Source organism: Lacticaseibacillus baoqingensis (assembly GCF_003946165.1).
Lineage (GTDB): Bacteria > Bacillota > Bacilli > Lactobacillales > Lactobacillaceae > Lacticaseibacillus > Lacticaseibacillus baoqingensis.
The window spans coordinates 16,665-38,289 of record NZ_RHOI01000024.1 but is presented as its reverse complement, the minus strand read 5'-3'; the positions used below and the strand labels follow the sequence as shown (position 1 = coordinate 38,289).

The following is a 21,625-nucleotide window of genomic DNA, read 5'->3' as shown; positions in this document are numbered from 1 at the left end:
CTTAGCAAGTTCATGGCTCGGCCAACACATGAGAGGAAGGGTCGTCTTTGGTCGGGATACGGCAAAGGCGCCTTTTTGCGTTTGAGCGACGCTGTGGCAATCATGATACAATAAAGACAGCCGCGCCAACGCGCAGAATTCGAAGATAAGGTGACAACATGCCCCAAAAAACCCAAGATACCCCAATGATGCAACAATATCAGGCCATCAAGGACCAGTATCCTGATGCCTTTTTGTTTTACCGCATCGGGGATTTTTATGAACTGTTCAATGATGATGCGATCAAAGGCGCGCAATTGCTTGAGTTGACGCTGACGGCGCGCAATAAATCAGCCGATGATCCGATCCCGATGTGTGGGGTGCCGCATCATGCGGCGCAAAGCTATGTCGATATTTTAGTGGATCAAGGCTACAAAGTGGCCATTTGTGAGCAAACTGAAGATCCTAAGCAAGCTGTAGGGATGGTCAAGCGCGAAGTGATCCAATTGGTCACGCCAGGCACGACCATGGACGTGCGCCCAGGCGCCGCCAAAGCCAATAACTATCTCACTGCGGTGCTGCCAAAAGCCGGTCAGTATGGCTTTGCTTATGCGGATCTTTCGACCGGGGAATTGAAGGTCACAGCATTAGCGCATCGCTTTGCCGTGCAAAATGAACTGGCTGCCTTAAGTACCCGCGAAATCGTGGTGCCAGATGATTTAAGCGATGAAGATGCCCAGTGGCTGGGGCAAGGGCGTCTGTTGTCGCCGCAGCCGGCAGTCGCAGCAACAGCAGAAGCCAGTTATGTCAGCCAAGACCTCAAAGACCCGTTGCAAACCGCGGTGGTCGTGATGTTGATGCAGTATTTGCTGACCACGCAAAAAAGGCGCTTGGCCCATATCCAAAAGGCCATCAGCTATCAGCCGTCGAGTTTTTTGGAAATGGATCAAGACGCCCGGACGAATCTTGATATTTTGAAGAATTCGCGGACCGGGCGCAAAGCCGATACGCTGTTGAGTATTTTAGATCAAACTAAAACCGCCATGGGTGGGCGTTTGCTGAAACAATGGCTGGATCGGCCTTTGCTTGATCTGCAACAGATCAAAGCGCGTCAAGACCAAGTGCAAGATCTGCTTGACCATTATTTTGAGCGCAGCGAATTGCAAGAGCGCTTGACGAAAGTGTATGATCTTGAACGCTTAGCCGGGCGGGTGGCGTATGGGAATGTCAACGGCCGCGACTTGATCCAATTACAAACGTCGTTAGACCAAGTGCCGGCGATCCAAGATATTATCGCCAAGCTTGACGATGGGGCCTTTGCCGCGCTGCAACAGCAAATCGATCCGGTACAAGATGTGGCTAATTTGATCCGGCGGGCGATCGAGCCGGAAGCGCCGATTTCGATCACTGAAGGCGGCGTGATCTTGCAAGGGTATGATCAACAGCTGGATACCTATCGCGATGCCATGGCCAACTCCAAGCAATGGATCGCGGATCTTGAAGCTAAAGAGCGTGAAGCAACTGGGATCCATAACTTGCGCATCCGCTACAACAAGGTGGCAGGGTATTATATCGAAGTGACCAAAGGCAACTTAGACAAGGTGCCTGAAGGCCGCTATGAGCGCAAGCAGACGCTGACCAACGCGGAGCGCTTCAGTACGCCGGAATTGAAAGAAAAAGAAACCTTGATCTTAACGGCGCAAGAGTCGGCGACTGCGTTAGAATATCAATTGTTTCAAGATATTCGCCAACAAGTTCAACAACAGATCACCCGCTTGCAAAAACTCGCGGCAGTAGTGGCGGCGTTAGATATTCTCCAAAGTTTTGCCGTGGTTGCCGAAAACAACCATTATGTGCGCCCGGTGATGCATGCCGGCTCGCATGCGGTGGCGATCCATGGCGGGCGGCATCCAGTGGTTGAACATGTGTTGGGCACGCAGCAATATATTCCCAATGATGTGATCATGCAAGACGATACAGACATGCTGTTGATCACCGGGCCGAACATGTCCGGGAAAAGCACGTACATGCGACAGTTGGCATTGATCGTGATCATGGCCCAAGCCGGGTGTTTTGTGCCGGCGGAATCGGCTGACTTGCCGGTATTTGACCAGATCTTCACCCGCATTGGCGCTGCTGACAATCTCGCCGCCGGGCAAAGTACGTTCATGGTCGAAATGATGGAAGCCAATGCCGCTTTGGCCCATGCAACAGCCAGTTCATTGATCTTGTTTGATGAAATCGGCCGCGGGACCGCCACGTATGACGGGATGGCGCTGGCTCAGGCGATCATTGAATACTTGCATGATCATGTGCATGCCAAGACCTTGTTTTCAACGCATTATCATGAGCTGACGAGTCTGGAAGAATCGTTGGTGAAGCTGCGCAACGTTCATGTCGGGGCGGTCGAAGAAAACGGTACCCTCGTCTTTTTGCACAAAATGCTCCCTGGGCCGGCGGATAAGTCTTATGGGATCCATGTCGCCAAGCTGGCCGGGCTGCCGGCTGACCTACTGGCGCGTGCAGATACGATCTTAACGACGCTGGAAGACAATGGCGCCAAAAAAGCGCCGGCTTTGCAAGCCACCCCGCAGGTGCAAGAAGCACAGCTCAGCTTATTTGAAGAAGCGCCGGCAGCTCCCAAGCATGATCCGCTATTGGCCAAGGTGAAGCGGTTTGATCTCATGAATGCTACGCCTATGGACGCGATGAATTTATTATATGACCTGCAAAAGCAATTGAAGAAGAAGTGAGTGTATGCCTAAAATCCATCAATTATCGGCGACGTTGAGCAACCAGATCAGCGCCGGCGAAGTGGTCGAACGACCCGCCAGTGTGGTCAAAGAGTTAGTCGAAAATGCGATCGATGCCAAAAGCACTCAGATCGACATCAATGTTAAAGAAGCCGGCATCGCGTTGGTGCAAGTGATCGATAATGGGATCGGGATCGCTGCCGAAGATGTGCCGACCGCTTTTTTGCGGCATGCGACTTCCAAGATCTTGACGGTCAAGGATCTGTTCAACGTCACCAGCCTCGGCTTTCGCGGCGAAGCGCTGGCATCGATTGCCGCAGTGGCAGATGTCACCTTAGAAACCGCCACTGAATCAGGGTTGGGGACCGTGGCCCAAGTCAAAGGCGGGGAGTTGTTATCTCAGCACACCGCAGCGGTGCGCCAAGGCACGCAGATCTCGGTGCGCGATTTGTTTTACAACACGCCGGCGCGCTTGAAGTACGTCAAATCGCAACAAACAGAATTAGGCAAGATCGTCGATATCGTCAATCGCTTGGCGTTAGCCCATCCAGAAATCGCCTTTACCTTGCGTCATGATGACAAGCTGGTGTTGAAAACTGCCGGCCATGATGACCTGCAGCAGACGATCGCCGGGATCTACGGTGTGGCGACCGCCAAAAACATGTTGGATTTTCAAGGTGAAGACCTTGATTTCAAGGTGTCAGGCTATTTTAGCTTGCCAGATACCACCAGGGCGTCGCGCAATTACTTGACCTTGATGATCAATGGGCGCTACATCAAAAACTACCAGCTCGCCAAAGCGGTGCTGGCTGGTTACGGCTCAAAGCTGATGGTGGGCCGTTATCCGATCGCTGTGATCGCCATTGAAATGGCCCCGTTGTTAGTGGATGTCAACGTCCATCCCACCAAACAAGAGGTGCGCTTAAGCAAAGAAGGACAACTTGCCGATTTGCTGACAACGACCATCAAAGCCCGCTTGAGCAAGGAAAACCTGATCCCAGAAGCGCTGCATAATTTGCGTCAGCGCCCGCCAGTCGATTTGGCGCAACTCAGCCAAACCTTGCAAGAAGTCGGCCCGACCACGTCTGCGACCACCCCGAATGCGCCGGCCCCAACAGCCGTGTCATCTGCAGCAGCGGCGCCGCCTGATTATGGGTTGACCATGGCGGAGCTGGACGCCGCGCCGATTTTTGCAGACCCTGCACGTTTAGCCGCTTGGGATGAAAAATATGGGCCGCAAGCGGTTGCTGACTCACCAAAAGCCGCCACCCAAGCGCCAGCCGCTCAGCCGCGTTTTCCAAAACTGCGCTATTTGGCCCAGTTACACGGGACGTATTTGTTGGCAGAAACACCAGAAGGGTTTTATTTGCTGGATCAACACGCTGCCCAAGAGCGGGTGAACTATGAGTATTATCGCGATGCGATCGGCCAAGTGGCCACCGACCAACAGCGCTTGTTAGTGCCTTTGGTATTGGATTATCCTGCCAGTGATGCGGTGATGATCAAAGCCCGCCAAGCCATCTTGCAAAGTGTGGGATTGTATTTGGAAGACTTCGGCCAAAACAGTTTCGTGGTGCGCCAGCATCCGACTTGGTTCAAGGCCGGTCAAGAAGAAGACACGATTCGAGAAATGGTCGATTGGATCTTGCGCGATGGCAAGTTGACTGTGGCAGAGTTTCGCGAAAAAACGGCCATCATGATGAGCTGCAAGCGCGCGATCAAAGCCAACCACCACCTTGATGACCAACAAGCGCAAGCGTTGTTAGAACATTTGGCCCAAGCCGAAAATCCCTTTAATTGTCCTCATGGCCGGCCAGTATTGGTGCATTTTTCCAATACTGACTTAGAAAAGATGTTCAAACGCATCCAAGACAGCCATGCCGCGCGCGGTGCAGAATAATGCTGGTGTTAGCCAGCCGCTCTCCGCGGCGCCAAGCGTTGATGACGCGGATCACCCCAGATTTTACCGTCTGTCCTGCGGCGATCGACGAGCGGGCACTGCCGGTTTTACCGCCGGCAGAATATGTGCAAGCCTTAGCGCTGGCCAAAGGGGCTGCAGTGGCCCAAACACATTCCAATGCGACGGTGGTGGCAGCAGATACCATGGTGGTGTGGCAAGGCACTCTATTAGGCAAACCCGCCGATCAAGCCGCAGCGGCGCAGATGCTGCACCAACTAAGCGGCCAGACCCACCAAGTGATGACCGGGTTGGCGGTGTATTTTCCCAATGGGCAAACCCGCCACACGGTCGTGACAACAGACGTCTTATTTTGGCCGTTGACGGAAGCGGTGATCGGTGCGTATCTGGCACTGGCGAGTATCAAGATAAAGCCGGAGCCTATGGCATCCAAGGCCAAGGGGCGCTTTTGGTCCAAGCGATCCAAGGCGATTACTACAATGTGGTGGGCTTGCCGATCAGCACCTTGGCGCGGATGCTTGAAATCACGCCCTTTAACGCCTAAAAGGCTACCAAAGCCGGGATTTTACCAGCTTTGATAGCCTTTCTTGCGGTGTTTCAGCCCAACCAATGCATAAGCCATTGGGCACCTGTGACCAAGCCCCATGAATAAGCGGCGATGGTGATCGGTTTGCCTAGGAAAATGATCAAACAAAAGCGCCGCCAAGACATTTGCGTCAACCCGGCGATCAAACATAACGCATCATCAGGGGCGACTGGCAAGACGATCGCTAGCGCAAAAAAGCGATCAAAGCGGCGTTGGTTTTTGGTGTAAGCCATATATTTGTTGAAGGTGTGGGCACTGATGATATGGCGGATGAAGGCTTGACCATAATGGCGGGCCAAGGCAAAATTGATCAGTGACCCAATGACGATGCCGATGTAGTTATAGCTGAAACCGGCAACCGGTCCGAATAATAAAACGCCTGCAGCGGTGCTCACCCCGCCTGGGATCACCGGGATCACGACTTGGATGATCTGGATCAGGATAAACGCCAGCGGCCCGAACCAACCGGCACTGTTGAGAAATCCTTGGAGGCTGTGCAGATCGTGAAAGACCCCAAGGTGGTACCAATAGACGCTGACGGTGATCGCAGCGGCAAAACAAACTAAGGTGCTGGCGTTGAGTACCTGACGTGAGCGGGGTGCTTCCATGGCTCTCCTCCTTCTTTGCTGCTATTAGTGTAGCAAAAAGCGCAGGCCATGCCGATTGGACTTCAGCCCGATATTGGGTGGACGCGCAAACTATGGTAGAATAAACCAAACGTATGTACTGAAAGGATGCCCCATGTACGAATTTATGCAAGGACGAGTCGCAGCAGTTGATCCTGGGTTTATTGTGCTTGCCGTCAACGGGATCGGTTATCGACTGTTAGTCGCTAATCCCTATCACTTTACGGTCGGGGATGAAACGACAGTTTACGTCCAATTGATCATTCGCGATAATGATCAAGCCCTTTACGGCTTTGTTGACGCCACAGACAAGCAGACGTTCAATCAATTGTTGACGGTCACAGGGATCGGCCCGAAATCGGCGTTGGCGATCTTAGCCAATGCCAACACTGAAGGCTTAGCCAATGCCATCGCCCAAGATGATGTGCATTTTTTGACGAAATTTCCTGGTATCGGCAAGAAAACCGCTCAACAGATTATCTTAGATTTGAAAGGCAAATTAGAAGCCAGCGGCCCGCTAATGCCTGACTTGACGGCACAACCGGTCCAAGACCCGCAATTGGCAGATGCTACCGCTGCGTTAGTGGCACTGGGCTATCCGCAAAAAGCCGTGGATAAACTGGTGCCCAAATTGACCGCTGCCGACGCGCAAACCACAGATGCGTATATGCGGCTGGGTTTATCATTGTTAAGTCAGTAAAGGAGGACGTTAATGACTGACGAGCGATTGATGGCAACCGGAGCCAATCCGGAAGAAGATCCGATCGAACGCAGCTTGCGGCCACAATTATTGGCTGATTACATTGGCCAAACCACGGTCAAACAGCAGTTAAGCGTCTATATCCAAGCGGCCAAGAAGCGGGAAGAAGCCTTAGACCACGTGTTGTTATATGGCCCGCCTGGTTTAGGTAAAACCACTTTAGCCTTAGTGATCGCCAATGAGCTGGCGGTGCATATCCGCACGACTTCCGGCCCAGCGATCGAAAAGCCAGGTGATTTGGTGGCGTTGTTAAATGAGCTGCAGCCGGGGGATGTTTTATTTATTGATGAGATCCATCGTCTGCCTAAGATCGTTGAAGAAATGCTGTATTCAGCGATGGAAGATTTCTATATCGATATCGTGGTGGGCCAAGGCCCAACGGCACATCCGGTGCATTTTCCGCTGCCGCCCTTTACGTTGGTAGGGGCCACGACGCGCGCTGGGATGTTGTCGGCACCATTGCGTGATCGGTTTGGCATCACTGAACACATGGCGTATTATACGGCCAAAGAGCTGACTCAAATCGTCCAGCGCACCGCGGGGATCTTCAATATGGCCTTGCCTGGTGAAAGTGCCTTAGCGCTGGCGAGCCGTTCGCGCGGCACGCCGCGGATCGCCAACCGCTTGTTGAAACGCGTGCGTGATTTTGCCGAAGTCGCATCAGCGGATTCGGTTTCGGTCGAGTTGGTCGATCACGCCTTAACGCAATTGCAAGTGGATGACCAAGGGCTTGATCAAATCGATCGCAAACTGTTGTTGATGATGATCCGTGATTATGATGGCGGGCCGGTGGGCTTGTCAACGATCGCGGCGAACATCGGTGAAGAAACTGCGACGATCGAAGAAATGTATGAGCCGTATTTGTTGCAGATCGGCTATCTGAAGCGCACACCGCGCGGCCGGATGGTCACACCAGCCGGTTTTGCCCATTTGCATATTCCCTATTTGACTAAGAAATGATTGGAAGGATAAATTTTGTTAACCACAGAAGATTTTGATTATGATCTGCCGCATGAACTGATCGCCCAAACCCCGTTGAAAGAGCGCGATGCCAGTCGCATGCTGGTCTTGAACGCCACGACTGGCGCCACGCAAGACCGACACTTTTATGACATCCTCGACTACATTCAACCAGGCGATGCGATCGTGATGAACGATACCCGTGTGATGCCAGCCCGCTTGTATGGCGTGAAAAAGGCCACTGGCGCGCATATGGAAGTCTTGCTTTTGCACAATACCGAAGGCGATCAATGGGAAACCTTGATGAAGCCTGCACGCAAAGCGCCAGTTGGCACTGAGATCGATTTTGGCGACGGGTTATTGACTGCCGTGGTCAAAGAAGAGCTCGATCACGGCGGTCGGATCGTAGAATTCCACTATGAAGGCATCTTCATGGAAGTCTTAGATCAACTTGGCGAAACACCGCTGCCGCCTTATATCAAGGAAAAGCTGGATGATCCCGAAATGTATCAAACGGTGTACGCCAAAGAAGTTGGCTCTGCCGCTGCGCCCACTGCCGGCTTGCATTGGACCGAAGACCTGTTGCAAAAAGCGCAAGCTAAAGGCGCTAAGCTGGTTTATTTGACCTTGCACGTAGGGTTAGGGACCTTTAGGCCGGTTTCGGTTGAAAACATCGAAGATCATAAGATGCATAGTGAATTCTATCGCTTCTCTCAAGAAGCAGCGGATACCTTGAATGCTGTGCGGCAAAATTGCGGCCGGATCATTGCCACCGGCACGACCTCGATTCGCACCTTAGAAACTATCGGCACCAAATTTGATGGGGAGATCAAGCCTTCTAGCGGGTGGACGGATATCTTCATCAAACCTGGCTATCAATGGCGCGTCGTGGATGCGTTCATCACCAATTTCCACTTGCCCAAGTCCACATTAGTGATGCTGGTGGCGTCATTTACCGGCCGTGAGAACATTTTGAATGCCTATCACCATGCCATCCAAGAGCGTTATCGCTTCTTCAGCTTTGGCGATGCGATGTTCATTCACAAATAGGGCCAAAAAACGCCGGTGCTGATCCAGCATCGGCGCCCCACGTGGTAGGCGGACCCCATTATCGTTAGTACCTTGACGACGGAGACGTTTCTTCTAGACGCAAACTTGCGCTAAAACATCGAATCAAAAATCGAACGCTTGAATGGCGGCAAAAAAGCTGCCGAGATCGGTTTTTGGATCCGCCTTAACCGCATTATCGCATGTCTTGTAAGCGCGAGCAACATATCTGCTCATCATAAAGGAGTGTTTATGGAACCAGCTGTTAAGTACCGCCTCAAACACGTCGATGCCCACACCGGAGCGCGCCTTGGCGAGTTGATCACCCCGCATGGGACTTTCCCCACGCCCATGTTTATGCCGGTTGGCACCCAAGCGTCTGTCAAGACGCTGGCGCCTGAAGAACTTGAGACGATGGGGGCCGGAGTGATCTTGGCCAACACCTATCATTTGTGGCTGCGGCCAGGTGAAGACATCGTAGAAGCGGCCGGTGGGTTGCACAAGTTTATGAATTGGGACAAAGGGATCTTAACGGATTCCGGCGGCTTTCAAGTCTTTTCGTTAGCTGAATTGCGCGACATCACCGAAGAAGGCGTGCATTTTAAAAATCATCTCAACGGCAGCAAGATGTTTTTATCGCCAGAAAAAGCGATCGCGATCGAAAACGCCTTAGGGCCGGATATCATGATGAGCTTTGATGAGTGCCCACCGTTTTTTGAAAGCTATGATTATGTGGCTAAAAGTGTGGCGCGCACCACCCGCTGGGCAGAACGCGGGTTGAAAGCCCATCAAAATCCTGATTGGCAAGCGCTGTTTGGGATCGTGCAAGGGGCCGGCTTCAAGGATCTGCGCCAACAAAGTGCCCGCGATTTGGTGAGCCTGGATTTTCCTGGCTATTCGATCGGCGGGTTGTCAGTTGGGGAGTCCAAAGAAGAAATGAATCACGTCTTGGATTTCACCACACCGTTATTGCCGGAAGACAAACCGCGCTATTTGATGGGCGTCGGGTCGCCAGATGCTTTGATCGATGGGGTGATGCGGGGGATCGATATGTTTGATTGCGTGTTGCCGACGCGGATCGCGCGCAATGGCACGACCATGACGTCTAACGGCCGCATCGTGATCAAAAACGCGAAATATGCCCGTGACTTTGGCCCCTTAGACCCTAATTGCGATTGCTATACTTGTCGGAATTACTCGCGCGCTTATATCCGCCATTTGATCCATGCGGATGAAGCTTTCGGGATCCGACTGACAAGTTATCACAATCTTTACTTTCTGTTACACCTCATGCAACAAGTCCGTGAGGCGATCGCCAATGACCAGTTAAGTGATTTTCGGGCCGCCTTTTTTGAACAGTATGGCTATAATCGCCCCGGGGCAAAGAGTTTCTAGGGTAGCTGAAAGCCGAATAATCTGTTACAGTGTTCTACGAACAATAAAAAAAACGAGGTGCCTACATTGGGTAATTATTCCATGATTCTACTGATCGTCGTCATGTTTGCCTTCATGTACTTTGGCATGATGCGGCCGCAAAAAAAGCAACAACAAAAGCGCGCCGAAATGCTGCAGCAAATGAAAAAAGGCGATAAGGTCGTGACGATCGGCGGGTTGCACGGTGTGATCGATAGCATCGATAACGCTAAAGGAACCGTTGATCTTGACCTAGACGGGATCTTTTTGACCTTCAACTTGAGTGCGATCCGCACGGTAGAGCCAACGACGACGACGCCGGCGGCCACAAGTGACGCTGTGCAGCCGCAAGATGACGCCAAGTCGACTGACGACAAGCCATATTCTGAACCTACTTCGGAAGATGAGCACAGCGATAAAGACTAACCAGCGTCAAGCCGCCCAGAGATGGGCGGCTTTTTTTGTCCAAATTTTTAGAGTTCGTGAAAAAGATAATACAGTTTTTAATCAGGGGACAAACAGAAATCCAGCTTAAGATTCGACTTAGTTCATGTGGTAACAATTAATAAGCAAGGCCGACTACTCCGTGAAAGCCGATAATACCGGCGTTCCTAAAAAAATCGTGAAAAAAATCACCGAACCTGTTTACAAATTCACAACCATCGGGTATATTGTTCTTGTGAAATGGTTAACGAAAATTTTTCGACTCGTGGAGGGACTGCAACATGCTGAAATCAACTGAGAAAGCGACTACTAAAGAACCCCAAGCTGTTGATGTGGATAAGATGATCGATGAGCTGGTCAAAAATGCCCATGCAGCATTGGAGGTCATGAAAGGCTTCGATCAAGCAAAAGTGGACCATATCGTGCACCGCATGGCGATTGCCGGCTTGGATCACCATATGGAGTTGGCTAAATTAGCGGTTGAAGAAACCGGCCGTGGGGTCTATGAAGATAAAGCTATCAAGAACATGTTTGCCACTGAAGAAATCTGGCACTCGATCAAAGACGATAAAACCGTTGGCGTGATCAACGAAGACAAGCAAAAAAACGTCGTGTCCATCGCGGAACCCATCGGTGTAATCGCCGGGGTAACGCCGGTGACCAACCCGACTTCGACGGTGATGTTTAAAGCTGAAATTGCCATTAAGACTCGCAACCCGATCATCTTCTCGTTCCACCCAGGGGCCCAAAAGTCTTCTGCACGGGCGCTGGAAGTCTTGCGTGATGAGGCAGTGAAAGCCGGATTGCCTGCAGGGGCGCTGCAGTACATCGCCGTGCCTAGCATCGAAGCGTGCCAAGCGTTGATGCATCATCCTGGCGTTGCCACGATCTTGGCGACTGGCGGTCCTGGCATGGTGAAGTCCGCTTATTCTTCCGGCAAGCCGGCTTTAGGCGTCGGCGCCGGGAATGCGCCGGCTTATATCGAAGCCAGTGCTGACATCAAACAAGCGGTCAACGACATCATGTTGTCGAAGAGTTTTGATCATGGGATGGTATGTGCATCTGAACAAGGGATGATCGTCGATGCACCGATTTATGACCAGGTCAAGCAAGAGTTCAAGGACCAAGGCGCTTACTTCATCCAGAAAAAAGACCTGCAAAAGTTCACCGAAACCGTGATCAATACGGAAAAGATGGCCGTCAATCCGCGGATCGTTGGCCAAAGTGCTTGGCAGATCGCCAATTGGGCAGGGATCGATATTCCTAAAGACACTCAGCTGATCATCGCTGAATTACCGGAACCAGGGGATAAATACCCTCTGTCTCATGAAAAGCTCAGCCCGGTATTGGCAATGTTCAAAGCCACTGATCACCAAGACGGCTTTGCTAAAGCCGAAAAGATGCTGGACATCGGCGGCCTTGGGCATACGGCAGTGATCCACACCCATGATCAAGACTTGGCGTTAGAATATGCTGATAAGATGCAAGCTTGCCGAATCTTAGTGAACACCCCATCGACCATGGGCGGCATCGGGGATCTGTATAACAACATGATCCCATCTTTGACACTAGGCTGCGGCTCTTACGGTGGTAACTCAATTTCGCATAACGTGGGGACGATCGACTTGCTCAACATTAAGACATTAGCTAAGCGCCGCAACAACATGCAATGGGTCAAATTGCCGCCGAAGATCTACTTCGAACGCAATTCGGTGCGCTACTTGGAAAAGATGGACGGCCTTGATCGCGTCTTGATCGTTGGCGACCGCGGCATGGAAAAGTTAGGCTATGTACGCATCGTTGAAGATGTCTTGAAGAACCGGACCAACAATGTCGATGTGCAGACGTTCTTGGATGTTGAACCAGATCCATCCAGCAACACCGTTTATAAAGGCACTGCGATCGCCAAAGACTTCAAGCCAGATGCGATCGTGGCAGTGGGCGGCGGTTCTGTGATGGATGCGGCCAAAGGGATCTGGCTGTTTTACGATGGTGATGGGGACTTCTTCGGCGCTAAGCAAAAGTTCTTGGATATTCGCAAGCGGACCTACAAGTTCCCTAAGCCAACTAAATCCAAGCTGGTTTGCATCCCGACTACTTCTGGGACGGGTTCTGAAGTGACGCCATTTGCCGTCATCACCGATTCTGATACAGGCATTAAGTATCCATTAGCAGATTATGCCTTGACCCCGGATGTCGCCTTAGTGGATTCACAATTCATTGAAACTGTACCGCCAAAGGTCGTCGCAGATACTGGCTTGGATGTGATCTGCCATGCCACTGAAAGTTTTGTTTCGACGATGGCCAGTTCTTATACCCGCGGACTGTCGCTGGAAGCGTTGAAGTTGGCCTTTGACAACTTGGAAGCTTCTTATAACGGGGACTTAGACGCCAAAGCCAAGATGCATGACGCATCCACGATCGCCGGGATGGCATTTGCCAATGCGCTGTTAGGGATCAACCACAGTATCGCGCATAAGCTGGGGCAAACCTATCACTTGCCTCATGGCCGCTGCATTGCCATCAGCTTCCCACATGTGGTGCGCTACAATGCCAAGACCCCGACCAAGCGGGCGGTATGGTCTAAGTATAACTACTTCAAAGCCGATGAAGACTATGCCCAAATTGCCCGTTACTTGGGACTCAAAGGCAACACCACGGCAGAATTGGTCGAAGCCTTTGTTCAAGCTTATATCGACTTGGCCGGCCGTGTCGGGGTCAAGATGAGCTTGAAGGAACAAGGCATTGCCAAAGAAGATGTCTTGGCTAATGCTGATCGGATCGCCGAATTAGCTTACGAAGACAACTGCACGGTCACCAATCCTGTGGAGCCGCTGATCGCAGACATGAAGCAGATCGTTTTAGATGAATATGAAGGCACCGCTTCGGATCCATCCGTTCGCGCCTAAGCACTGAATTGTCCCTCCGCATTTCAGTCTGAAGAAGTCGCACTTGTGCGGCTTCTTTTTTTGTGAGATTCATGCCATAATAGAAAAAGACAAATGGCTAAAAAGTAAGGATGCGCTATGACACCAAATAAAGAAGATTATTTAAAAATGATTTTTGAACTGGGCGGCGACACCCAGCTGATCTCTAATAAACAGATCGTGACCGGGCTTGATGTTTCGGCGGCGTCAGTCAGTGAAATGATCACTAAGCTCGTTGAGCAAAAATATGTGACGCATACGCCATATCAAGGGATCAAGCTGACTGCGGCAGGCCAAAAGCGCGCCGCGTTACTGGTGCGCAATCACCGCTTGTGGGAAGTCTTTTTGGTGGCGTCATTGAAATACCCCGTCGATAGCGTGCATCAAGAAGCCGAAAAACTGGAACACGCCACAACGCCTGAAATGGCAGATCGCTTGGCCAACATGCTGGGTGAGCCGCAGTATTGTCCGCATGGCGGGGTGATTCCAGATTCTGATGGCCATTATATCGATCAAAGCCGAGTCCCCTTAGCTAGTTTAGTGACGGGCCAAAAAGCCCATATCGAGCGCGTCGTGGATGAAGCGGCGGTGATCGATTATATTCACGACATCGATTTGCAGATCAATGACCATTTCACCGTCGTCGGTGTTGATCAAGCCACGATCACGATCCACCAGGTGCGCACCGATCGCGACGTGGCCGTTGATCGGGTGCGGGCGGCCCATATTTTTGTGGATCCAGCATTCAATTTGTAAGACATTATAGGAGCAGTGCAATGGCAGAAGAAAAAGCAGCAGTGATCATTTTATTTGGCGGTTCCGGTGATCTTGCCCGACGCAAGCTGTACCCAGCGATGTTCGGGCTGTATCAACGGGGCTTTTTGCAAGACCGGTTTGCCGTGATCGGCACGGCTCGGCGACCGTGGTCGGATGATTACTACCGCGACATCGTCACCAATGCCGTTAAAGACCAGCCTGGGGCGACCCCAGAAACCGCAGAGGCGTTTGCGACGCATTTTTATTATCAATCGCATGATGTGACCGATGCGGCGCATTACATCACCTTAAAAGAGCTGGCCGCAAAGTTGGATGCGCAATATCATGTTGGCGGCAATCGCTTGTATTATATGGCCATGGCACCGAACTTCTTTTCAACGATCGCAGAGCATTTGAAATCAGAATCCTTGTTGACCGCCACCGGGTTCAATCGGTTGGTGATCGAAAAGCCGTTCGGCCATGATTATCAAAGCGCCAAAGCCTTGAATGAATCGATCACGGCCACCTTTGCGGAAAAGCAGATTTACCGGATCGATCATTATCTAGGCAAAGAAATGACCCAAGCGATCATGGGGTTGCGATTTGCCAATCCCTTGGTCGCTGCCGCTTGGAACAAAGAGCACATTCAAAACATCCAGATCACGTTGGCTGAAGCAGTCGGGGTAGAAGAGCGCGCCGGGTATTACGAAAATTCCGGGGCGATGCGCGATATGGTCCAAAATCATGTCATGCAGCTATTGGCCTACTTAACGATGGCGCGGCCGCAAAGCCTCACGCCAGAAGCAGTGCATGCGGTCAAAGGCGCGGTTTTTGATCACTTGCACAGCTATTCTCAAAAAGAGGCGCTGGCTAATTTTGTTCGCGCCCAATATGCCCCAGCGGTGATCGATAAGCTGACCGTCGCAGGGTATCGTGATGAAGCCGGGGTGTCGCAATCGTCTTTGACGGAAACGTTTGTTGCCGGCAAGCTAATGGTCGATACGCCAGAATTTGCCGGGGTGCCGATTTATATTCGCACTGGGAAGCGTTTGACCCGCAAGTCGACGCAGATCTCCGTCGTCTTTAAACCCGTTGCCCATGATTTGTTTGGGACGCAAGCAAAAGCCAATGTGTTAACGATCTATGTTGAACCCAGTGAAGGCTTTTCGTTGACGTTAAACGGTAAAGTGTTAGGCCAATCCACAGAGCTGATGCCGGAAGAATTACGTTTTCGCCATGATGAACGTGCGGCTAAAGCGGCACCAGAAGCGTATGAGCGCTTGATCCAAGACGCTTTGCAAGGCAATCAAACCAACTTCACGCGCTGGACAGAGTTATCGCAAACCTGGCAGTTTGTCGATACGATCATCGCCGCATGGCAAACCACAACGGCAATGCCGACTTATCCCGCCGGTACCATGGGGCCAAAAGAAGCAACTGAGCTATTGGCACGAGATGGCAATCAATGGGTCTGGCAGCCGACGCGGGTGCAATTAGCAGACTGACACTAAAACACAAGAGGGCAAGCCGTTGCGGCCTGCCCTCTTGTGTTGCGCATTGGTCCTCAGACATGCGAAAGGAGGGATGGCGATGGCGTGGTTGGAAGTGCCGTTAACTAATGATATCAGTCGGCGAATTTTGCATATTGATATGGATGCGTTTTATGCGTCGATCGAACAGCGCGATGAGCCGTCCTTGCGGCAAAAGGCGTTGGTGATCGCGCATGATCCGCGCCAAACCGGCGGCAAAGGCGTGGTCACGACGGCTAATTATGTGGCGCGGCAATATGGCGTGCACTCAGCCATGCCTGCCAATGAAGCGTTGAAGCTGGTTCCGCGGCGGCTATTGGTGTTTAAAGCGCCAGACTTTACAAAATATCGCGCCGTGTCACAACAGATCCATGCGCTGTTTCATCAAGTGACCGACTTGATCGAGCCGGTGGCTTTAGACGAAGCATATTTGGATGTGTCGGCGAATCATGATTTTGCCACGAAGATCGACTTGGCCTTGTGGCTGCAAGCCCAGATTCAAGCGACTTGCCAGCTGACATGTAGTTTTGGGTTGTCTTATAACAAATTCTTAGCCAAAGAAGCGTCAGAATATAATAAGCCCAACGGCCGTACCGTGATCTTGCCAGAGCAAGCAGAAGCGTTTTTAGATCGCTTGCCGATCGCGGCGTTTCGCGGTGTGGGCAAAAAGACTTTGCCACGGCTGGAAGCGTTAGGAATCACCGATGGCGCCAGCTTAAAACAACATTCGCAAGATGAACTGATCCAATTATTTGGCAAGATGGGCTTAGGACTGTACCAGCATGCGCGCGGTGTCGATAATCGCCCGGTACATGTCGCCGACGCCAAATCGATCGGCAAAGAGCGGACCTATCGCGCGATCAAAACCACCGATGCCCAAGTCGAAAAAGAGCTGCAAAAACTCGCTGCCCTCGTGCAAGACGCCTTATCACGCAAACAAAAACACGGTAAAACCGTGGTGTTAAAAGTGCGCGATGCCGACTTTAACACCATTACGCGGCGGGTGACAGCGGCCAATTACATCGAAGGGGAGACCGCTATTTTTCAAGCGGCCTGGCAACTGTGGCAACAAAGCCATCCTGCTGAACTGGCGATCCGGTTGTTAGGCATCACCGTGACGGGACTTGATCCGCAGCAATTTGAAAATATCGATCTCCCGCTGTGATTAGTACAGCACTGAGATGTGTTATACTAACACTAACTGAAATGACATGAGGTAAGACAATGGCAACGAAACATGAACAGATCCTACAATTTATCGCAAATCTTGCGGTAGGCACCAAGATCTCGGTCCGCTCGATCGCAAAGCAGCAACAAGTCTCTGAAGGGACTGCTTATCGTGCGATCAAAGAGGCTGAAGCGACTGGTTTAGTGTCGACGATCGAACGCGTGGGCACGATCCGGATCGAACAAAAGCCGATCAACAATATTGATTCTTTGACCTTCAAGGCCTTGTTGAAGCTGATCGACGCCAAAGTCTTAGGTGGCTCTGCGGGGTTGGCCAAGAAACTGGACAAGTTCGTGATCGGGGCGATGACGCCGGATGAAATGATCCGCTACATTACCAAGAATTCCCTGATGATCATCGGGAACCGTGAAGATGCCCAGAAGTTAGCCTTAGAAAATGGCGCCGCAGTTTTGATCACTGGGGGCTTTATGACCAGCGATGCGGTCATTGCCAAAGCCAACGCGGCGTCTTTGCCGGTCATGCAAACCAGTTATGACACGTTTACCGTGGCGACCATGATCAACCGGGCCTTGTCTGATCAGGCAATCAAGCAAGATATTTTGACAGTCGCGGCGATTTATACCCCGCTGAGTAAGACTAAAACCGCTTTGCCAGACGAAACTGTAGCTGAATTTCAACGTTTGCGCGGCGATCAAAGTGACTTTTATCTGCCTGTGATCACCGCTACCGGGCGGCTGGTGGGGATGGTCACCGAATCGATGGTTGCAGGTAAAAAAGGCACGACGCCGCTGGAACGGGTGATGTACAAAGATCCGCAAACCGTCAAGCCTTACTTGAGCGTCACCACAGTGGGCCATACGATGCAAGGCAATGGCTTGAAGGTGCTGCCGGTAGTGGATGATTCCTGGCAGCTGTTAGGCATCGTGACGCGCCAAAGTGTCTTTGCCAGCATGGCAGATCTGAACCATAGCCGCGATGCCGCGACCTTTGCTGATCAAGTGGCGAGTCAAATGACGTTAGTGGAGTCGGCGGCGGTGGATCAAGCCGATTATCGCCTGCACACGACTCCAGTCATGACCAATCAATTAGGGACGTTGAGTTTTGGGGTGTTGAACGAAGCGGTGAATGCCGCTGCGACCGGATATTTGAACCGTGCCGGGCGCCGCAATGTGTTAGTGGCCCAACAATCCTTACACACGTTTCGGCCGATCCAATTAGAAACGACGGTCAACATCCATGTGCGGCCATTAGAAATGACGCGACATGAAGCCACGCTTGACATTGAGTTGGCAACAGACGGTTTGCCAGTGGCTAAGGCATTGGTCACTTGTCAGTTGCTAGAAAGGAACTAACATGAACTTAGATGCGATTTTAGACCAAATCGAAGCCGCAGACACGATCATCATTCATCGCCATGTCAATCCCGACCCGGATGCTTTAGGATCACAAGGCGGCTTAGGGGCCAGCATCCAAGCGGCATATCCGCAAAAAACCGTCTTATTAGCCGGTGGTGATGTGGGGAATCTCGATTGGCTGTCCACGATGGATGATGTGCCGGATTCAGCGTATGCGCAAGCGTTAGTGATCACGGTCGATACCGCGGATACGCCGCGCGTGAGTGATCAGCGTTTCAACTCCGGTAAATTTTTGATCAAGATCGATCACCATCCCAATGATGATGATTATGGCGATTTGACTTGGGTGGTGCCAGAAGCCAGTTCCACCTCTGAGCTGATTTATGATCTGATCCAACATGCTGCTGGGCGTTTAGGGTTTAATGCGGCAGTGGCAAGACTGTTGTATGCAGGGATCGTTGGCGATACCGGGCGCTTTTTGTTTAACAACACCAGCGCACATACTTTGGAAGTAGCCGCGGCGTTGATCCAAGAAGATTTCGATCCGACGGCGTTGAATAACCGGATGAATCAGATCTCTTTGGCCCAAGCAAAGTTACAAAGTTACGTGTTTGACCATTTGCAAGTGACTGCCCATGGCGCAGCCAGCGTGGTGATCCCATTATCAGTCGTGCAGACGCTGGGGTTGACTAGCGACCAAGTGCATGCGGCAGTTGGCACCCCAGGCCGCTTAGGCGAAGTGGTTGCTTGGGCGATCTTCGTCGAACAAGCAGATGCCCCATATCGCGTCAACTTGCGTTCCAAAGGTCCGATCATCAATACCTTGGCTAAGGCCCATCATGGCGGCGGCCATCCGCTTGCCAGTGGTGCTAAAGCGCAAGATCAATCAGAAATCGCCGCGATCCAAACCGAACTAGAAACACTGGTGACCCAATTTGTGGCGCAATAACGCCACGTCCCGATATAGGAGGATTCATGAACCAATTTAAACAATACGCGCTTAGCGCCGACGTGATCGCAGGCCTGGATGCCATGCACATCACGACGCCCACGCCGATCCAAGAACGGGTGATCCCGGCGGTATTACGCGGTGAAAGCGTGATCGGTCAAAGTCAAACCGGTTCGGGGAAGACCCACGCCTTTTTGGTGCCGATCTTATCGCAGATCGCGCCAGAAAAAGATCAGGTGCAAGCCGTCATCACCGCCCCTAGCCGTGAATTGGCGACGCAACTTTACACGGTTGCAACGACTTTGGCTTCGGCACTGCCAGAGGTGCGCATCCAGCGCTATGTTGGCGGCACCGATAAAGCCAAACAAATCGAAAAGCTGAAACACCAACAACCCCATATCGTGATCGGTACGCCTGGGCGGATTCTTGATTTGATCCGAGCAGGTGCGCTAGCTGCGCATACCGCAACGACTTTTGTGGTGGATGAAGCGGATATGACCTTAGATATGGGGTTCTTATCAGCAGTTGACAGTATTGCCGCGACTTTTCCTAAAGACTTGCAAATGTTAGTCTTTTCTGCGACGATCCCGCAGAAGTTGCAACCATTTTTGAAGAAGTATATGGCCAATCCGACTGAAATTGAGATCCGGCCGCAAACCGTGATCGCCGACACAGTCGACAATTGGCTGATCGCCGCTAAAGGGCGCGATAAAAACCAAATGATCTACCAACTCTTGACGATCGGCCAGCCGTTTTTGGTGCTGATCTTTGCCAACACCAAGACCAGTGTGGATCATATTCATCAATATTTGACCGATCAAGGCTTAGACGTCGCGAAGATCCATGGCGGCATCCCGCCGCGCGAACGCAAACGCGTGATGAAAGACGTGGCGGCGTTGAAGTACCAATATGTCGTGGCGACGGATCTGGCTGCCCGCGGCATCGACATCAAAGGGGTATCACATGTGATCAATGCTGAGATCCCTAGTGATAACGAATTCTTCATTCATCGTGTCGGCCGGACCGGGCGCAATGGTATGTCTGGGATTGCCATCACGCTTTATGCGCCTGGACAAGAAGACCAGATCGCTGAGCTGGAGCATATGGGCATTCACTTTACGCCTAAAGCGATCAAGAATGGCGAGATCGTGGATTCATATGATCGCAACCGCCGTACCACGCGCAAAGCCAAAGAAGATCCGCGCTCCTTGGCGATTCGGGGGTTGGCGAAGAAGGAACAAAAGAAGCACATGCCTGGTTACAAGAAAAAGATCCAAAAGGCGATCGCGACTGAACGCCGGCAAAATTCTCGCATCAAGAAGCGCGAAGAATTGCGCGCAGCCCGTAAAGCCAAAAAGTCGTAGCCAACAAATGGGGGAGGATCCGGATGGTCAATGCAGAATTGTTGTTTCCAGAATGGGAAGGGTTAAAGCCACAACGGCGGCAGTTTATTTTTGAGCAGCTGACCCGCTATTTTCTCAGCCCATTGTTGGCTGTCGATCAATTAAAACCGGTGACGGTGGATTATTTTGGCCAAACCCTGAACACCTTTGATGCGCTGATCGGAGGGGAATGGCTGCGGTTTGTCCCAGGCAGGCGAGAAGTCAGTTTAGGCGTCGATCGCCATGAACCGGTGATCGCCGAGCTGTTAGCCCAATTACCGCCGGCTGCCCTCAGCCCCAAGCGGGTCGTGGCGATGCCGCCGATGTTAGTGGCGCGCCAAGCGGTACCGGTGAACGAAGAAGTCATTGGCCAAGTCAACTTATTGACCCAAGTCTTCAAGGGCAATCACTTTGCGTATGTGCCGTATAAGCCGGCTGTGTTATCGTTGCTGCGGCCGACGGTCACCAGTGTCGATCCCGAGGCCCAACCGACTTGGGCGCCGGTGTTAGCTTCTGGCAAGGTAGTCTTGCGCCAAGCCAGTGCGCATCATTATCAAGTGCGCCTGCGGCATGATTGGGACCAAGCTGGCTTAGCTAAAGCACTTGGCGGGTTTGGCTTCAGTCTGCCGACTGAAGACCAATATGAATACTTGCAAGGCGGCGGGTTTGACCAGCTCTTTACCTGGGGCAATCACTTGCCGAAAACATTACCCGCTTATTTGCCTAATCGCTTTGGCTTGACCATTCCCACCCAAACCAGCACCCCAGAGTTAGTGGCTGAAGCAGTGGCCAAACGCGGGGCCGGCTTGCTGGGCTGGTCGCCTTATTACCGCGCGGCGGAGAATGTGCCGTTTGCTGCGCACACCTATCGCAAAGTCGCCGTGATCAGTTTGGATTAGCCGGGATGGCAGTTGACACCAGTCGGACAGCTTCGTATAATTAGCAAACGTTAGGATATGCTGATAAGCCAGTGGTCATACAGAAAGCAGCGGGATGTTGAGAACGCTGCGGATCCGCTTAGCCAGTGCTCCCTGATGCATAACTGAACACGT

Annotated in this window: 16 protein-coding genes and 1 pseudogene; 16 read left to right on the top strand and 1 reads right to left on the bottom strand. The window is 51.8% G+C overall.

Annotated elements, in window-relative coordinates:
* The first annotated feature begins 158 nt into the window (after positions 1–158).
* The 3 genes and pseudogenes from mutS to EKM91_RS09860 all read left to right on the top strand — a co-directional run bounded on the left by mutS (position 159) and on the right by EKM91_RS09860 (position 5,194).
* Entirely contained in the window at positions 159–2,732 is a 2,574-nt protein-coding gene (mutS, locus tag EKM91_RS09870) for a DNA mismatch repair protein MutS (protein ID WP_125753496.1), read from the top strand.
* 4 nt (positions 2,733–2,736) lie between these two features.
* Positions 2,737–4,632 carry a DNA mismatch repair endonuclease MutL gene (gene mutL / locus EKM91_RS09865; protein ID WP_125753493.1) on the top strand — a complete coding sequence of 632 codons (1,896 nt, stop codon included), beginning with the start codon at positions 2,737–2,739 and terminating at the stop codon, positions 4,630–4,632.
* Positions 4,632–5,194 (top strand): annotated as a pseudogene (locus EKM91_RS09860) (Maf family protein). The gene mutL and the pseudogene EKM91_RS09860 overlap by 1 nt, the downstream one beginning before the upstream one ends.
* Positions 5,195–5,247: 53 nt before the next feature.
* Here EKM91_RS09860 and EKM91_RS09855 read toward each other — a convergent pair.
* A complete protein-coding gene (locus tag EKM91_RS09855) occupies positions 5,248–5,844 on the bottom strand; it encodes a TVP38/TMEM64 family protein (RefSeq protein ID WP_125753491.1) in 597 nt (198 codons plus the stop codon).
* A gap of 133 nt (positions 5,845–5,977) precedes the next feature.
* On the opposite strand from EKM91_RS09855, the gene ruvA reads away from it, so the two are divergent.
* From ruvA to EKM91_RS09790, 13 genes are all read left to right on the top strand, one after another.
* On the top strand, positions 5,978–6,562 hold the full coding sequence (gene ruvA, locus EKM91_RS09850; RefSeq protein WP_125753488.1) for a Holliday junction branch migration protein RuvA: 585 nt from the start codon (positions 5,978–5,980) through the stop codon (positions 6,560–6,562).
* A gap of 12 nt (positions 6,563–6,574) precedes the next feature.
* Positions 6,575–7,582: a Holliday junction branch migration DNA helicase RuvB gene (gene ruvB / locus EKM91_RS09845; protein WP_125753485.1), complete on the top strand. Its 1,008-nt coding sequence runs from the start codon at positions 6,575–6,577 to the stop codon at positions 7,580–7,582.
* A gap of 12 nt (positions 7,583–7,594) precedes the next feature.
* The gene (gene queA, locus EKM91_RS09840) at positions 7,595–8,632 is read left to right on the top strand and encodes a tRNA preQ1(34) S-adenosylmethionine ribosyltransferase-isomerase QueA (RefSeq protein ID WP_125753482.1); all 1,038 of its coding nucleotides are present in this window, start codon (positions 7,595–7,597) and stop codon (positions 8,630–8,632) included.
* Positions 8,633–8,881: 249 nt separating this feature from the next.
* Positions 8,882–10,024, top strand: a complete 1,143-nt coding sequence (gene tgt, locus EKM91_RS09835; RefSeq protein ID WP_125753479.1) for a tRNA guanosine(34) transglycosylase Tgt — start codon at positions 8,882–8,884, stop codon at positions 10,022–10,024.
* An 81-nt stretch (positions 10,025–10,105) separates the two neighbouring features.
* On the top strand, positions 10,106–10,468 hold the full coding sequence (yajC, locus tag EKM91_RS14235; RefSeq protein ID WP_125753476.1) for a preprotein translocase subunit YajC: 363 nt from the start codon (positions 10,106–10,108) through the stop codon (positions 10,466–10,468).
* A gap of 299 nt (positions 10,469–10,767) precedes the next feature.
* Positions 10,768–13,395: a bifunctional acetaldehyde-CoA/alcohol dehydrogenase gene (gene adhE / locus EKM91_RS09825; RefSeq protein WP_125753473.1), complete on the top strand. Its 2,628-nt coding sequence runs from the start codon at positions 10,768–10,770 to the stop codon at positions 13,393–13,395.
* 117 nt (positions 13,396–13,512) lie between these two features.
* Positions 13,513–14,169: a metal-dependent transcriptional regulator gene (locus EKM91_RS09820; RefSeq protein WP_125753470.1), complete on the top strand. Its 657-nt coding sequence runs from the start codon at positions 13,513–13,515 to the stop codon at positions 14,167–14,169.
* Between the two features lie 20 nt (positions 14,170–14,189).
* A complete protein-coding gene (zwf, locus tag EKM91_RS09815; protein WP_125753466.1) occupies positions 14,190–15,674 on the top strand; it encodes a glucose-6-phosphate dehydrogenase in 1,485 nt (494 codons plus the stop codon).
* Between the two features lie 85 nt (positions 15,675–15,759).
* A complete protein-coding gene (gene dinB / locus EKM91_RS09810; RefSeq protein WP_164508527.1) occupies positions 15,760–16,863 on the top strand; it encodes a DNA polymerase IV in 1,104 nt (367 codons plus the stop codon).
* A 59-nt stretch (positions 16,864–16,922) separates the two neighbouring features.
* Entirely contained in the window at positions 16,923–18,239 is a 1,317-nt protein-coding gene (locus EKM91_RS09805) for a DRTGG domain-containing protein (RefSeq protein ID WP_125753460.1), read from the top strand.
* Position 18,240: 1 nt separating this feature from the next.
* Positions 18,241–19,191, top strand: a complete 951-nt coding sequence (locus tag EKM91_RS09800) for a DHH family phosphoesterase (RefSeq protein ID WP_125753457.1) — start codon at positions 18,241–18,243, stop codon at positions 19,189–19,191.
* Positions 19,192–19,217: 26 nt separating this feature from the next.
* Positions 19,218–20,555, top strand: a complete 1,338-nt coding sequence (locus EKM91_RS09795) for a DEAD/DEAH box helicase (protein WP_125753454.1) — start codon at positions 19,218–19,220, stop codon at positions 20,553–20,555.
* 23 nt (positions 20,556–20,578) lie between these two features.
* On the top strand, positions 20,579–21,472 hold the full coding sequence (locus tag EKM91_RS09790; protein WP_125753451.1) for a hypothetical protein: 894 nt from the start codon (positions 20,579–20,581) through the stop codon (positions 21,470–21,472).
* Positions 21,473–21,625: the final 153 nt, after the last annotated feature.

Bases quoted from the DNA above. Each gene is read 5' to 3' on its own strand.
- mutL (WP_125753493.1), top strand. From the start codon at position 2,737: ATGCCTAAAATCCATCAATTATCGGCGACGTTGAGCAACCAGATCAGC.
- EKM91_RS09795 (WP_125753454.1), top strand. From the start codon at position 19,218: ATGAACCAATTTAAACAATACGCGCTTAGCGCCGACGTGATCGCAGGC.
- mutS (WP_125753496.1), top strand. From the start codon at position 159: ATGCCCCAAAAAACCCAAGATACCCCAATGATGCAACAATATCAGGCC.
- tgt (WP_125753479.1), top strand. From the start codon at position 8,882: ATGGAACCAGCTGTTAAGTACCGCCTCAAACACGTCGATGCCCACACC.
- EKM91_RS09805 (WP_125753460.1), top strand. From the start codon at position 16,923: ATGGCAACGAAACATGAACAGATCCTACAATTTATCGCAAATCTTGCG.
- ruvA (WP_125753488.1), top strand. From the start codon at position 5,978: ATGTACGAATTTATGCAAGGACGAGTCGCAGCAGTTGATCCTGGGTTT.
- EKM91_RS09855 (WP_125753491.1), bottom strand. From the start codon at position 5,844: ATGGAAGCACCCCGCTCACGTCAGGTACTCAACGCCAGCACCTTAGTT.
- ruvB (WP_125753485.1), top strand. From the start codon at position 6,575: ATGACTGACGAGCGATTGATGGCAACCGGAGCCAATCCGGAAGAAGAT.
- zwf (WP_125753466.1), top strand. From the start codon at position 14,190: ATGGCAGAAGAAAAAGCAGCAGTGATCATTTTATTTGGCGGTTCCGGT.
- dinB (WP_164508527.1), top strand. From the start codon at position 15,760: ATGGCGTGGTTGGAAGTGCCGTTAACTAATGATATCAGTCGGCGAATT.
- EKM91_RS09790 (WP_125753451.1), top strand. From the start codon at position 20,579: ATGGTCAATGCAGAATTGTTGTTTCCAGAATGGGAAGGGTTAAAGCCA.
- EKM91_RS09820 (WP_125753470.1), top strand. From the start codon at position 13,513: ATGACACCAAATAAAGAAGATTATTTAAAAATGATTTTTGAACTGGGC.
- adhE (WP_125753473.1), top strand. From the start codon at position 10,768: ATGCTGAAATCAACTGAGAAAGCGACTACTAAAGAACCCCAAGCTGTT.
- yajC (WP_125753476.1), top strand. From the start codon at position 10,106: ATGATTCTACTGATCGTCGTCATGTTTGCCTTCATGTACTTTGGCATG.
- EKM91_RS09800 (WP_125753457.1), top strand. From the start codon at position 18,241: ATGAACTTAGATGCGATTTTAGACCAAATCGAAGCCGCAGACACGATC.